This is a genomic window from Agromyces capsici (assembly GCF_058349965.1).
Genome location: NZ_JBYRET010000001.1, coordinates 924,668 through 936,928, shown reverse-complemented (window position 1 = coordinate 936,928; position 12,261 = coordinate 924,668). Strand labels below are relative to the sequence as shown.

The 12,261-nt window shown below is 72.8% G+C and carries 14 protein-coding genes; 8 read left to right on the top strand and 6 right to left on the bottom strand.

The window, feature by feature from the left end:
• Positions 1–105: 105 nt before the first annotated feature.
• Positions 106–468 (bottom strand): metalloregulator ArsR/SmtB family transcription factor, encoded by a 363-nt coding sequence (locus AC3RKB_RS04620; protein WP_491434804.1) that lies wholly within the window; start codon positions 466–468, stop codon positions 106–108.
• 89 nt (positions 469–557) lie between these two features.
• Between AC3RKB_RS04620 and AC3RKB_RS04615 the strand changes: the two genes are divergently transcribed.
• Both AC3RKB_RS04615 and AC3RKB_RS04610 read left to right on the top strand, forming a co-directional pair.
• Entirely contained in the window at positions 558–1,922 is a 1,365-nt protein-coding gene (locus AC3RKB_RS04615) for an FAD-dependent oxidoreductase (RefSeq protein ID WP_491434803.1), read from the top strand.
• A 16-nt stretch (positions 1,923–1,938) separates the two neighbouring features.
• Positions 1,939–2,061 (top strand): hypothetical protein, encoded by a 123-nt coding sequence (locus tag AC3RKB_RS04610; RefSeq protein ID WP_491434802.1) that lies wholly within the window; start codon positions 1,939–1,941, stop codon positions 2,059–2,061.
• A gap of 73 nt (positions 2,062–2,134) precedes the next feature.
• Here AC3RKB_RS04610 and AC3RKB_RS04605 read toward each other — a convergent pair whose 3' ends face one another.
• The 5 genes from AC3RKB_RS04605 to AC3RKB_RS04585 all read right to left on the bottom strand — a co-directional run bounded on the left by AC3RKB_RS04605 (position 2,135) and on the right by AC3RKB_RS04585 (position 5,914).
• Complete coding sequence (locus tag AC3RKB_RS04605) at positions 2,135–2,857, bottom strand: aquaporin (RefSeq protein WP_491434801.1); 723 nt, start codon at positions 2,855–2,857, stop codon at positions 2,135–2,137.
• Positions 2,854–3,510: an arsenate reductase ArsC gene (locus AC3RKB_RS04600; protein WP_491434800.1), complete on the bottom strand. Its 657-nt coding sequence runs from the start codon at positions 3,508–3,510 to the stop codon at positions 2,854–2,856. Before AC3RKB_RS04600 ends, AC3RKB_RS04605 begins: the two co-directional genes overlap by 4 nt.
• Entirely contained in the window at positions 3,507–3,929 is a 423-nt protein-coding gene (locus AC3RKB_RS04595; RefSeq protein ID WP_491434799.1) for an arsenate reductase ArsC, read from the bottom strand. Before AC3RKB_RS04595 ends, AC3RKB_RS04600 begins: the two co-directional genes overlap by 4 nt.
• 95 nt (positions 3,930–4,024) lie before the next feature.
• Positions 4,025–4,921: a metalloregulator ArsR/SmtB family transcription factor gene (locus AC3RKB_RS04590; RefSeq protein ID WP_491434798.1), complete on the bottom strand. Its 897-nt coding sequence runs from the start codon at positions 4,919–4,921 to the stop codon at positions 4,025–4,027.
• A 219-nt stretch (positions 4,922–5,140) separates the two neighbouring features.
• Positions 5,141–5,914 (bottom strand): hypothetical protein, encoded by a 774-nt coding sequence (locus tag AC3RKB_RS04585; protein ID WP_491434797.1) that lies wholly within the window; start codon positions 5,912–5,914, stop codon positions 5,141–5,143.
• A gap of 83 nt (positions 5,915–5,997) precedes the next feature.
• On the opposite strand from AC3RKB_RS04585, the gene AC3RKB_RS04580 reads away from it, so the two are divergent.
• The 6 genes from AC3RKB_RS04580 to AC3RKB_RS04555 all read left to right on the top strand — a co-directional run bounded on the left by AC3RKB_RS04580 (position 5,998) and on the right by AC3RKB_RS04555 (position 12,241).
• Entirely contained in the window at positions 5,998–6,378 is a 381-nt protein-coding gene (locus tag AC3RKB_RS04580) for a hypothetical protein (RefSeq protein ID WP_491434796.1), read from the top strand.
• Between the two features lies 1 nt (position 6,379).
• Positions 6,380–7,525: a class I SAM-dependent methyltransferase gene (locus AC3RKB_RS04575; RefSeq protein ID WP_491434795.1), complete on the top strand. Its 1,146-nt coding sequence runs from the start codon at positions 6,380–6,382 to the stop codon at positions 7,523–7,525.
• Positions 7,526–7,544: 19 nt separating this feature from the next.
• Positions 7,545–10,202: an adenylate/guanylate cyclase domain-containing protein gene (locus AC3RKB_RS04570; protein ID WP_491434794.1), complete on the top strand. Its 2,658-nt coding sequence runs from the start codon at positions 7,545–7,547 to the stop codon at positions 10,200–10,202.
• Between the two features lie 64 nt (positions 10,203–10,266).
• Positions 10,267–10,563, top strand: coding sequence for an ATP-dependent Clp protease adapter ClpS (gene clpS / locus AC3RKB_RS04565; RefSeq protein WP_491434793.1), 297 nt, complete (start codon positions 10,267–10,269; stop codon positions 10,561–10,563).
• Positions 10,560–11,057, top strand: coding sequence for a DUF2017 family protein (locus AC3RKB_RS04560; RefSeq protein ID WP_491434792.1), 498 nt, complete (start codon positions 10,560–10,562; stop codon positions 11,055–11,057). The genes clpS and AC3RKB_RS04560 overlap by 4 nt, the downstream gene beginning before the upstream one ends.
• 74 nt (positions 11,058–11,131) lie before the next feature.
• Positions 11,132–12,241, top strand: a complete 1,110-nt coding sequence (locus AC3RKB_RS04555) for a DUF998 domain-containing protein (protein ID WP_491434791.1) — start codon at positions 11,132–11,134, stop codon at positions 12,239–12,241.
• The last annotated feature ends 20 nt before the right edge of the window (positions 12,242–12,261 follow it).

Genomic DNA, 12,261 nt, shown 5'->3' with positions numbered 1-12,261 from the left:
ATATACCTGCCCATGTCCGACGAACCCGGCTTCGTCCTACATTCCGAAGCGGGGCGGGCGGATGACGCGGCGCGCGAGGGATGCAGCGCGGGCGGCGGCAGCGCGTCAGCGCGAGGCGGTGACGTCGAGCAGGTGCGAGAGTTCGCCGAGGGCGCCGGGCACGAGCTTGTAGTACGCCCAGGTGCCGCGCTTGCTCCGGGTGAGGAAGCCCGCCTCCATGAGGATCTTGAGGTGGTGCGACACGGTCGGCTGGCTCAGGCCGACGGGCTCGATGAGGTCGCACACGCACGCCTCCTCGCCGTCGGAGGCGGCGACGATCGAGACCAGCCGCAGCCGGGTCGGATCGGCCAGCGCCTTGAGCTTGCGGGCGAGGAGGTCGGCCTGCTCGGCGTCGATGGTCTCGCGCGTGAGCGGAGCGCAGCACACCTCGACGTTCGACTCGGCGATCGGGAGCAGGTTCACGGTCATGCCGCCATCCTAACTCGAATATTGACAAACTTCGATGGAATGGCCACACTCAATATCGAAGTTCATCGATATCCGAGGAGTGCCCGACCATGACCCTGATCGATCTCACCGTCCAGAGCCTGCAGAGCCGCAAGCTCGACACCCTGCCCGTCGCGATCATCGGCGCCGGGCCGATCGGGCTCGCCACCGCGGCGAACCTGGTCGAACGGGGGATCGACTTCGTGATCTACGAGGCGGGCGACGAGATCGCGAGCAGCATGCGGCAATGGGGTCACACGCGTCTCTTCTCACCGTGGAAGCACGTCGTCGACCCCGCCTCGCGCCGACTGCTCGAGGCCACCGGGTGGGAGCTGCCCGCGCCCGAGTCGCTGCCGACCGGCACGGAGCTCGTCGAGCTCTACCTCGAGCCGCTCGCCGCGCTCGAGCCGATCGCGTCGCGGATCCGCACCGGCGTCGCCGTCGACGCGGTCACCCGCCGAGGCATGGACCGCACCCGCACGGCGAACCGCGCCGCGACCCCGTTCCTGCTGCGCACGCGCTCGACCGACGGTGTCGACGAGGTCACCGCGCGCGCCGTGATCGACGCGTCGGGAACGTACGAGCAGCCCAACTCACTGGCCTCCTCCGGCCTCGACCCGCTGGGCCTGCCCGAGGTCGCCGACCGGATCGGCCACGCACTCCCCGACGTGCTCGGCCGTGAGCGCGCTCGCTTCGCGGGCCGGCACACGACGGTCGTCGGCGCGGGGCACTCGGCGGCGAATACCCTTCTCGCGCTCGCCGCGCTCGCCGAGGAGGAGCCGAACACGAGGATCACCTGGCTGATCCGCAACGCGAGCGCCGTCCGCGTGACCACGTCCGACGACGACGAGCTCGTCGCCCGCGCGAACATCGGCCGCCGCGTCGACGCGCTCGTGCACGCCGGCCGGATCGAGGTCGTCGACCGCTTCGAGACCGTGCGCCTCGGCCGGACCGACGACGGTGTGCGCCTCTACGGTCTCCGCGGCGACGACCTCGTCGAGCACGAGACCGACCTCGTCGTGAACGCGACCGGCTTCCGCCCGAACCTCGGCATGCTCCGCGAGATCCGCCTCGAGCTCGACGAGACCGTCGAGGCGCCCAAGCGCCTCGCGCCGCTCATCGATCCGAACGTGCACACGTGCGGCACCGTCGAGCCGCACGGCTTCGCCGAGCTCGAGCACCCCGAGCCGGGCTTCTTCCTCGCCGGCATGAAGAGCTACGGCCGCGCGCCCACGTTCCTCCTCGCGACCGGGTACGAGCAGGTCCGCTCGATCACCGCGTGGCTGGCGGGCGATCTCGCCGCGGCGCGCAACGTCGAGCTGGTGCTGCCGGCGACGGGCGTGTGCTCGACGAGCCTGGCGGCGGATGGCACCAGCGCGGGCTCCTGCGCGACCGAGCCGGCCGCGGCATCCGCGCAGTCGAGCTGCTGCAGCTGACCTCGGTGCCCGGGTCGTGGAGCGAGTTCCTCACGACCGGCGGCGAGGCCGCGTGGCGGTCGTGCCGTTGCTCGCGGAGGAGCCGGTCGGCGTCGCCCGGCTCGCCGCGCTGAGCGACCCGGTCGCCCAGCATGCGTGACGTCGCCCAGCACGCGTGAGGTCGCCGGGGCGTCCTCGGGTCGACGCCGAGCGCGCTCGGGCGTCACGCCCGGTCAGGCGAGCTGTTCGGCGGCACGACGGTCGTCCAGCTCGGCTCGTGACGACTCGGCCCGCGGAGCGAGGAGTTGCACGGCGGCCCAGCCGACCAGCGCGCCGACGCACTGCGCCGCGATGAACGGCAGCACCGAGCTCGGCGCGATGCCCGCGAACGTGTCGGTGATCGCGCGGCCGATGGTGATCGCGGGGTTCGCGAAGCTCGTCGAGCTCGTGAAGAAGTACGATGCGCCGATGTACGCGCCGACCGCGGGCGCGACGAGCCCCGTCCGGCCCGTGCGGACGAGCACGAAGATGACCACGACGAGTCCCGCGGTCGCGACCACCTCGGAGAGCAGGTGTGCCGGCGTGGCCCGCTCGGTCTGGCTCCAGGCCGCCGCGGGCTGTTCGAACATGACGTTCGCGAGCACGGTGCCGGCGAGGCATCCGGCGACCTGCGCGGGCAGGTAGGCCAGGGCGTCGCGCCACGGTCGCCCGCCCAGCGCGGCGTCGACGGCGGTGACGACCGGGTTGAACTGGGCGCCCGAGATCGGTGCGAGCACGAGGATCAGCACCGTGAGGCCGAACGCGGTCGCGATCGCGTTCTCGAGGAGCTGCAGTCCGGTGTCGGCATGCGAGAGTCGCTGGGCGGCGATTCCGGAGCCGACGACCACGGCGGCCAGGCCGCCGCTGCCGAGGAACTCGCCGAGGATGCGTCGCCCGAGTGCGGGGGCGTCGCTCATCGCGAGGCGGACGTCGGCAGGATCTCGGCGAGCAGCTGCTCGACGTGCGTGCGGATGTCGTCGCGGACCCGCCGCACACCGTCGAGGTCGAGCTCGGCCGGGTCGGCGAGGTGCCAGTCGAGGTACCGCTTGCCGGGGTAGACGGGGCAGGCGTCGCCGCAGCCCATGGTGATCACGGCGTCGGCGGCGCGCACGACGTCGTCGGTCAGCGGCTTGGGGTACTCCTCGCCGAGGTCGACACCGACCTCGGCCATGACCTCGACGACGGCGGGCAGGATGGCGCCGCCGGGCTCCGATCCGGCCGAGCGCACGTGCACGCGGCCGGCGCCGAGCTCGCGCAGCAGTGCCGCGGCCATCTGCGAGCGGCCCGAGTTCTGCACGCACACGAACAGGACCTCGGGCACCGCTTTCGGGATGACGCCCTTGGCCTGCGCGAGCGCGGTGAGGCGCTCGTTCGCGAACCGCGCGGCCAGGCTCGGCAGGTGCACCGTGATGCGGGCGGTGCGCAGCAGCGCCGCGTACGACTCGAAGACGACGCGCTCGACGGTCTCGGCGTTGACGATGCCGTCGTAGCGGGCGGCGAGGTGCTCGGCGTTGCGCTGCAGCACCTCGGCGGGGTCGTCGAGGGCGAGCTGCCCGTCGCGGGCGCTCATGCCCGCGCCGCCTCCGCCTCGGGGAGGATCTCGCCGAGCAGCTCCTCGACGCGGCGGCGGATCTCGTCGCGGATGGGGCGGACGGCGTCGATGCCCTGGCCCGCCGGGTCGTCGAGCTCCCAGTCCTCGTAGCGCTTGCCGGGGAAGATCGGGCACGCGTCGCCGCAGCCCATGGTGATCACGACGTCGGAGTCCTTCACGGCCTCGGTGGTCAGCACCTTCGGCGTGTTGCCGGCGATGTCGATGCCCTCCTCCGCCATGGCCTCGACCGCGACCGGGTTGATCTCGTCCTTCGGCGCCGACCCGGCCGAGAGCACTTCGACACGGCCGCCACCGAGCTCGCGCAGGTACCCGGCGGCCATCTGCGAGCGGCCCGCATTGTGCACGCAGACGAACAGGACGGTGGGCTTCTGTGACATGGGCGACCTCTCTCGCTGGTTCACGAGAAAGCATAGATCGTGATCTATGAATTGTCGAGCGGATGCCGCGGCTCGCTCCATCCGGCCTCCCGCCCTCAGTCCAGGCTGGCGAGCAGCCCGCGCACGCGACGGTCGATGTCGTCACGGATGGCGCGGACCTCGCCGAACGGACGCCCGACGGGATCGTCGAGCTCCCAGTCCTCGTACCGCTTGCCGGGGTAGACGGGGCAGGCGTCGCCGCACCCCATGGTGATCACGACATCGGCGGCGCGCACGACCTCGTCGGTGAGCGGCTTGGGGTAGGCGCCGCCCAGTGGCACGCCGATCTCGTCGAGCACGTTCACCACCGCGGGCGACACCGCATCGGCCGGTTCCGAGCCGGCGGTCCGCACGTGCACGCGGTCGCCCGCGAGGTGGCGCAGGATCGCGGCCGCCATCTGCGAGCGGCCGGCGTTCTGCACGCACACGAAGAGCACCTCGGGCGTCGCCGGTGCGGCGTCGTGGGCCTGGCGCGCGAGCGCGGCGAGCCGTTCGGCGGCGAAGCCGGCCGCGCGCGACGTGAATCGCCGCGAGACACCGCTGCGCTCCGCGAGGAGGTCGCGACTCTCGCGGACGTAGCGCTCGACGGTCTCGCGGCCGAAGGTGCCCGCGAAGCGCGCCGCGAGGTCGTCGACGATCCGCGCGACGACGGCCTCGTCGGCGGGCGGCGCCTCGGGCTCGCCGAGCAGTTCGGTCACGCGATCGAGCTGGTCGGCTGCGATCGAGTACCAAGCGCGGCGGCCGTCGGGCGAGCGGACCAGCACCCCGTCGTCGAGCAGCGCCTTCGCGTGATGCGACACGGTCGGCTGGCGCAGGCCGAGCTCCTCGGCGAGTCCCGTCACGGTCGCGCGCCCGTCGGGGCTCGCAAGGATGAGCGAGAGCATGCGCGCCCGCGTGGGGTCGGCGATCAGCGCGAGACCGCCGGCCGCGGCATCCACCCCGCCCGTCCGCATAGACGCCAGTCTATGCGACCCCGGCCGCACTCACGGATGCATGAGGATCCGCGCGATGCGGGCCGTACGCGCGCTATCGGGCGGATTCTCATGCAGGCGCGAAGGGCACGGCGCGCTCAGCGCGCAGGCGCGAAGGGCACGGCGCGCTCAGCGCGCAGGCGCGAAGGGCACGGCGCGCTCAGTGCGCCGGCGCGAATGGGCACGACTCGCGCAGCGCGCTCAGCGCCCCCAGGCCGAGGCGGGCGCCGTCACGACCGGCACGGGCGACGTCGACCACCAGGTGCCGTACCCGTAGTGGCTCTCGGCCCACGGCGACGCCCAGATCGCCTGCGCCGTGGCGTGCGCTGACGTGCCCGCCTCGAGCCCGGCGACGATGTCGACGTAGAACGACCGCTTCTTCAGGTTGTCGGCCGCGTACCGCGCGGCGTCGACGAGGTTCGCGTAGCTGCCGAGCCCGCTGCCGCCGCCCGACCCGTAGCCGTTGTTCATCGGGTTGTTGCGGTTCCACCAGTTGTCGGCGCCGTTCTCCTCGCGCATCCACTGCATCATGAGGGTCACGTTCTCGTCGGTCAGCGGCCAGTCGCCGAAGACGAGCACGAGCTTCGCCCAGTCGTAGTTGGTGCCGGATGCCACGAGCGTGTCGGGCCCGGTCGCGGTCGAGTAGCCGTCGCGCGAGACGCCGGCCGTCGTGATGTCGCCGTCGACGGTCACCTGCTGCACCGCGCCGGCGAACGGCGAGAGCGCGGCGACGGCGGGGTCGGCCACGGCGACCGACGGGCGGGGCAGCGGTGCGAGCGCGACGGTGGCGAGCAGGCCGCCGACGGCGACGGTCGCGGCGAGTGCGGCGACGCTGCGGCGACGCGCGGGACGCGGGCCGGGTTCGCGCGGCGGCCGGGCAGGGCGGCTCGGTGGCGGGTGCGCACGCGACGAGCGCCGTGCGGCCGACCGGGTCGCCGCGCGGCGCTCCCCCTGGAACTGCGCCGAATGTCGCATCGGGGGCCGAGGGTAGCAAACCGGTCTGGATGCCGCATCCGTCCCGGGCAGCGGCGGAAGGGCGGACGGGCGAGAATGGGGGGATGGGACGCGTGCGGCTGGTGCGGGGCCACGGGGTGCAGCTCGTGCGATGGCGCGCGGTCGAGCACGGCTGGGTCGCCGACGTGCGGCGCGGGCGACGCATCGCTGAGGATGCCGACGGCTGGACCGTACTCATCGGCGGAGCGAACCGGCGGTTCGAGCGTTCGGAGTGGAGCGAGTTCGTCGGCGAGCTCGCACCGCCCGGTGATCGGCCCGCGAAGGTCGCGCGTCGCACGGTACCGTTGCCGTCGCCTCCGGAGGGCGGAACGGGGTCGGCGCCGGCGCACCCGCGGAGCACCACGCTCCGCGACGTGCCGTCGACCCGACCGATGATGGAGCCGGGCCCGTCCGACTCGCGCGGCGACCACCCCGAGACACGCTGACGTGATCGACTTCGATGCGCTCCGGCGCCATCCCGACCTCGAGGCGCCGGGATTGCAGGCTGCGGATGCCGCGGACCGCCTGGTCCTCGACGAGGCGGCGCCCGCGCTCGCCGAGGTCGGTTCCACGCCCGGCGCGGTCGTCGTGATCGACGACGCCTACGGGGCGCTCGCGCTCGGGGCGATCGACGCCGGAGCGCGCGACGTGCGCGTGCACCAGGACCCGATCACGGGCGAACGCGCGCTCGCCGAGAACGCCGACCGGCTCGGCGTCCCGCCGGCCGAGCGGCCGAGGAGCCTGCCGCTCGACGCCGCGCTCGTCGCAGGCGCGCGGATCGTGCTCCTGCGCCTGCCCCGCTCGCTCGACCGGCTCGACGACGTCGCCACGCTCCTCGCCGAGCACGCGTCGCCCGACGTCCGCGTGTTCGCCGGCGGGCGGATCAAGCACATGTCGCTCGCGATGAACGAGGTGCTCGCCCGGTGGTTCGAGCGGGTCGACGTGACGCACGCGCGGCAGAAGTCGCGCGTGCTGGTGGCGTCGGGGCGACGTGCGGGCCTCGAGACGCGCGCGGCGGGCGCGCCTCAGCCCGCGGAGGCGCACGACGACGAGCTCGACCTCACCGTGGTCGCGCACGGCGGCGTGTTCGCGGGCGCGGGCGTCGACATCGGCACGCGGTTCCTGCTCGGCGTGCTGAGCGACGCGGTCCCGGATGCCGCGACCGCCGTGGACCTCGCGTGCGGTTCGGGCATCGTCGCGGCCTGGCTCGCGCGCCGCCGCCCGGGCCTCGTGGTGCGCGCATCGGATCGCAGCGCCGCGGCCGTGGCATCCGCTCGACTGACCGCCGCCGCGAACGGCGTCGCCGACCGGGTGCAGGTGACCCACGCCGACGGCCTGGAGCACCTGGCCGACGCGAGCGAGCGGCTCGTCGTGCTGAACCCGCCGTTCCACTCCGACGCGGCCGTGCACACCGGCATCGCGACGCACCTGTTCGCCGAGGCCGCGCGCGTGCTCGAACCCGGCGGCGAGCTGTGGTGCGTCTGGAACTCGCACCTGCGGTACCGGCCGCTGCTCGAACGCATCGTCGGGCCCACGCGGCAGGTCGCACGCAACCCGAAGTTCACGGTCACGGCATCGACGCGCGCGGGCTGAATCGGAGTTCAATGGGGGTATGACATCGTCGTCCCGTCTGCCGACGGGGACCGTCACCTTCCTGTTCACGGACATCGAAGGGTCGACCCGCCTGGCGCAGGCTGCCGCCGACCGATGGCCCGCGCTGCTCGCCGAGCACGACCGGCTGGTGCGCGAGGCCATCGCCGGCAACGGCGGCACCGTGGTCAAGACCGAGGGCGACGGCTTCTTCGCCGTGTTCCCCTCGGCGGTGGGCGCCGTGGCCGCGGCCGCCGACATCGAGCGCGCGCTCGCCTCCCACCCCTGGCCCGAGGGGCTCGCCGTGCGGGTGCGGATCGGGATGCACACCGGCCTCGGCATGCTCGGCGGCGACGACTACGTCGGCATCGACATCCACCGCGCGGCCCGCGTCGCGGCCGCGGGGCACGGCGGCCAGGTCGTGCTTTCCGCGCCGACCGCCGCGCTGGTCGAACGCGACCTCCCGCGCGGGGTGGCGCTGCGCGACCTCGGCCGTCACCGCCTGAAGGACCTCTCGCAGTCCGAGAGCATCTTCCAGCTCGACATCGGCGGACTCCCGTCGCACTTCCCTGCGCTGCGCACCATCGATTCGGTGCCGAACAACCTGCCGCTGCAGGTCACGAGCTTCGTGGGTCGCCGCGCCGAGTGCGAGGCGGTCCGCCGGCTGATCGAGGCGTCGCGGGTGGTCACGATCACGGGGGCGGGCGGCACCGGGAAGACGCGTCTCGCACTGCAGGTCGGTGCTGACATCGGCGGGCGGTTCCGCGACGGTGTGTTCTTCGTCGACCTCGCTCCGGTCCACGACCCCGACCTGGTCCCCTCGCAGATCCTGCGGGCGCTCGGCGACAGCTCGTCGTCGGGGCGCCAGTCGCCGCGCGACACGCTCTCGGAACGCCTCGCGGACCGGGAGGTGCTGCTCATCCTCGACAACTTCGAGCAGGTCATCGCCGCAGCGCCGGTGGTCGCCGATCTGGTCACGGCGTCGCCTCGCTCGAGGTTCCTGGTCACTTCGCGCGGCCCGCTCCGGATCGCGGCGGAGCGGGAGATGCCGCTCGATCCCATGCCGCTCCCGGCCGCACCCGATCCGGAGTCGGTGACCGACTCCGACGCCGTCGCCCTCTTCGTCGACCGGGCCCTCGCGGTGCGGCCCGACTTCGAGGTGAACCGCGACAATGCCGACGCCGTCTCCGCGCTGGTTCGCGGCCTCGACGGCCTGCCGCTCGCGATCGAGCTCGTCGCGTCGAGGGTGCGCCTGCTGCCAGTGCCCGAGATCCTCGCCCGGCTCGACCCGGCCAGCCCCGGGACGGGCGCCGTGGACCTGCCCGCGCGCCAGCGCACCATCGAGGGAGCGATCGCCTGGAGCCACGACCTCCTCGAACCGCCGGTGCAGGACCTCTTCGCGCGGCTCGGCGTGTTCGCGGGCGGCGCCGATCTCGATCAGATCGAACGCGTGTGCGCCGACGTCGGCGTCGACGTGCTGGGCGGACTCGCGGAGCTCGTGGACCAGGGGCTGCTGCGACAGGTCGCCGCGCCGGGAGGGCGAGCCCGGTTCCGCACGCTGCACGTGATCCGCGAGGTCGCGCTGCTGAAGCTCGAGGCGAGCGGGGCGAGCGACGCCGTGCACCGGGGACACCTCGAGGCCTACGTCGCGTGGGCGGAGGAGCTCGCGCCGCACTTCATGGGCGAGGACCGCAAGGACTGGCTCGACCGCTTCGACGTCGATCACGACAACGTGCGCACCGCGCTCGACTGGGCGGCCGTGCACGGCGAGGCCGACCTCGCGCTCCGGCTCGCCGCGGCGTCCTGGCGGTTCTGGCAATCCCGCGGGCACCTCCACGAGGGCCGGAGCCGTCTGGAGACGGTGCTGTCGCTGCCCGGCGGCGGGCCCCGCGATCGAGCGGGCGCGCTGGAGGCGCTCGGCGGCGTCTACTGGTGGCAGGGCGAGATCGACCGGTGCATCGGGCCGTACCACGAGGCCCTCGAGATCCAGCGGCGGCTGGGCGATCCTGCCGCGATCGCGAACGCGATCTACAACGCGGCCATCGCCGAGGGCGTCGCCGCCAATACGGCGGGCGTCACCGACGAGACCAGGCGCGAGGTGTACGCCCTGTATGACGAGGGCGAGCAGATCTACCGGCAGCTCGGCGACGAGAACGGGCTCGGCAACATCGTCTGGGGGCGCGCCCTCGCGGTCTCCGACCTCGACGACGACATCCCGAGGGCGCTCGAGCTGTTCCGCGAGAGCATCGAGCACTACCGCCGGGCGGGCAACCAGTTCGGGACGGGCTGGGGCCTGTTCGAAGTCGCGATCTACTCCGCCAGGCTCGACGACTTCGACACCGCCCGGGAGTACCTAATACAGGGGCTCGAGCTCTTCGCCCGGCACCGCGACGTGTCGGCCGTCGTGCTGTTCATCGCGCTCGCAGCGGGCCTCGCTCGCGCGGCCGGCGACGACGAGCGGATGGCCCGGCTCGCGGGCGCCGCGAAAGGCCTCCGGAACGCCTCGGGCACGAAGCTCGTCGACCACGAGCTGACGCGGATCCGCGGCCTCACCATCGACGAGCTCGACACCGCGCGCGAGGATCTCGCACCGGCCTACCGGGAGGGCATGGAGATGGACCTCGATCACGCGGTCGCCTATGCCCTCGGCCGGGTCGACAAGGGCGACGAGCGGGGCTGAACCGCGGGGCCGGGCGCCCGACGGGGGACGTGCGAGCGGGCCGCGAGCGTGTCAGGCTGGGATCGTGACGTCCACCATCGAGCAGCTCGACGCCGACCTCGTCGCCGACGAGGCCGTGCGGCCCGACCTGCCGTGGCAGACGATCGTGTGGGACGACCCGGTCAACCTCATGACCTACGTCACGTACGTGTTCCGCAACTACTTCGGCTACCCGCGCGAGGAGGCCGAGCGGCTGATGCTGCAGGTCCATCACGAGGGGCGCGCGGTCGTGGCATCCGGCAACCGCGAGGCGATGGAACGGCACGTGCATGCGATGCACGGCTACGGCCTGCAGGCGACCGTCTCGAGGGTCGAGCCGTGATCGTCGCCGGTCGCGAGGGGGGTGCCGACGGCGTCCGCATCGTGCTCGAGACCGAGGAGGCGATGCTGCTCTCCGAGCTCGCCGACCAGGTCGACTCGGTCCTGCTGCTCGGCGGAGACGACGACCCCGCGCTCGGCAGGCTGTTCCCATCGGCCTACCAGGAGGACGAGGCCGCCGCGCACGAGTTCGCCCGGTATACGCGCGAGAGCCTCGTCGACGGCAAGCGGCAGGCGGCGCAGGCCGTGCGGGATGCCACGGCGACCGAGCGCGGCGAAGGGCTCGTCGAGATCGAGCTCGACCAGGCGCAGGCGTGGGGGTGGCTGACCTTCCTCACCGACCTCCGGCTGATCCTCGCCGAGCGGGTCGGCGTCGCCGACCCCGACGAGGCCGATTCCGCCGACGAGGAGCGCGACGACTACCTGCGCGCCGCGTACGAGTGGGCGGGCATCGTGCAGGGCTCGATGCTCGAAGTGCTCGACCCGATCGGCCGCTGACTGGCAGTCTGGTCTCGCGGGCCCGGAGCCTGCGCCGGGGGACGGCGCGACGGGCGTCGCTGAGCGGAGGACCGATGTCGCAGTCGTCGTCGATCGTGGGCATCCTCAGGGAACCCACGCGCACCACCGAATCGGTCGAATCGTCGGCCCTCATCGTCGGTGCGTTCGTGTTCGCGGTGTCCGGGTTGCTCGGACTCGTGCTCTTCTGGGGAACGGCCCTGCCGATCGCCGGCCGCGGCTCGCTCGGCGCGGCGGTCGCGATCGGAGGGGGCGTCGTCGCGGCGCTCGCCTTCGCGACCGGGCAGTTCGTGCTCAAGCGCCGGTTCGGGTCGTTGCCCGTGGCCGGAGCCGACCCCGCTCCGGTGACGCCGGCCGAGGGGACGACGCCTGGCCTGCACTGGTTCGACGTGCTCGCGCTCGCGATCGCGCACGCGGTCATCGCCCTGCTCGGATGGACCGGGCTCGCCGACGTCCTCGAGCAGAGCTTCATCGGCGCCGAGGTGTACACCATCCCGGCGGCGCTCCTCTTCGGCGTGGGGCTCGCCCTCACGGCCTACGTGAGCTTCCTCTCATCGGTGCGGATGACGCCCATGCTGCTCTCGCTCGTGCTCGCCGTGTTCCTCGTGGTCGGCGTGATCACCGCCATGCTGAGCGCGAGCGACCCGGACTGGTGGAAGGAGAACCTCTCGGCGCTCGGCATGACCGACGACATCTCCGCACTCGCCTTCAACCTCACGCTCATCATCGCGGGCGCGATCGTCACGATCGTCGCGCGGTACGCCACGGCGAGCCTGCCCGACGCCACGCCCGAGGAGCGGCGCGGCCGCGACGTGGTGCGCTACGGGCTCATGCTCATCGGAGTGCTGCTGGCGTGCGTCGGCATCTTCCCTGTCGACGAGTTCTTCCTCGTGCACAACACCGTGGCGACCGGCATGGCCGTCGTCTACGCGGTTCTCGTCGTCGGCCTGCAGGCGTTCCTGCCGTCGATGCCGCGCGTGTTCGTGATCCTCGGCTGGGTGTACGTGGGCGTCATCGTGGTGCTCGGCGTGTTCTTCGCCGTCGGGTACTACAACCTCACCGCCGTCGAGCTCGTGGCGGGGGTGCTCATCTTCAGCTGGATCATCCTGTTCCTGCGCAACACCGGATCGGTCGCGGCCCGGCGGGTGGTCGCCGTCACCGCCTGAACCGACGTGCGGCGGGATGT

What these genes read in the sequence shown, in the direction of transcription:
- AC3RKB_RS04620 (WP_491434804.1), bottom strand. Translation starts at nt 468, where the DNA reads ATGACCGTGAACCTGCTCCCGATCGCCGAGTCGAACGTCGAGGTGTGC.
- AC3RKB_RS04615 (WP_491434803.1), top strand. Translation starts at nt 558, where the DNA reads ATGACCCTGATCGATCTCACCGTCCAGAGCCTGCAGAGCCGCAAGCTC.
- AC3RKB_RS04605 (WP_491434801.1), bottom strand. Translation starts at nt 2,857, where the DNA reads ATGAGCGACGCCCCCGCACTCGGGCGACGCATCCTCGGCGAGTTCCTC.
- AC3RKB_RS04600 (WP_491434800.1), bottom strand. Translation starts at nt 3,510, where the DNA reads ATGAGCGCCCGCGACGGGCAGCTCGCCCTCGACGACCCCGCCGAGGTG.
- AC3RKB_RS04595 (WP_491434799.1), bottom strand. Translation starts at nt 3,929, where the DNA reads ATGTCACAGAAGCCCACCGTCCTGTTCGTCTGCGTGCACAATGCGGGC.
- AC3RKB_RS04590 (WP_491434798.1), bottom strand. Translation starts at nt 4,921, where the DNA reads ATGCGGACGGGCGGGGTGGATGCCGCGGCCGGCGGTCTCGCGCTGATC.
- AC3RKB_RS04585 (WP_491434797.1), bottom strand. Translation starts at nt 5,914, where the DNA reads ATGCGACATTCGGCGCAGTTCCAGGGGGAGCGCCGCGCGGCGACCCGG.
- AC3RKB_RS04580 (WP_491434796.1), top strand. Translation starts at nt 5,998, where the DNA reads ATGGGACGCGTGCGGCTGGTGCGGGGCCACGGGGTGCAGCTCGTGCGA.
- AC3RKB_RS04570 (WP_491434794.1), top strand. Translation starts at nt 7,545, where the DNA reads ATGACATCGTCGTCCCGTCTGCCGACGGGGACCGTCACCTTCCTGTTC.
- AC3RKB_RS04555 (WP_491434791.1), top strand. Translation starts at nt 11,132, where the DNA reads ATGTCGCAGTCGTCGTCGATCGTGGGCATCCTCAGGGAACCCACGCGC.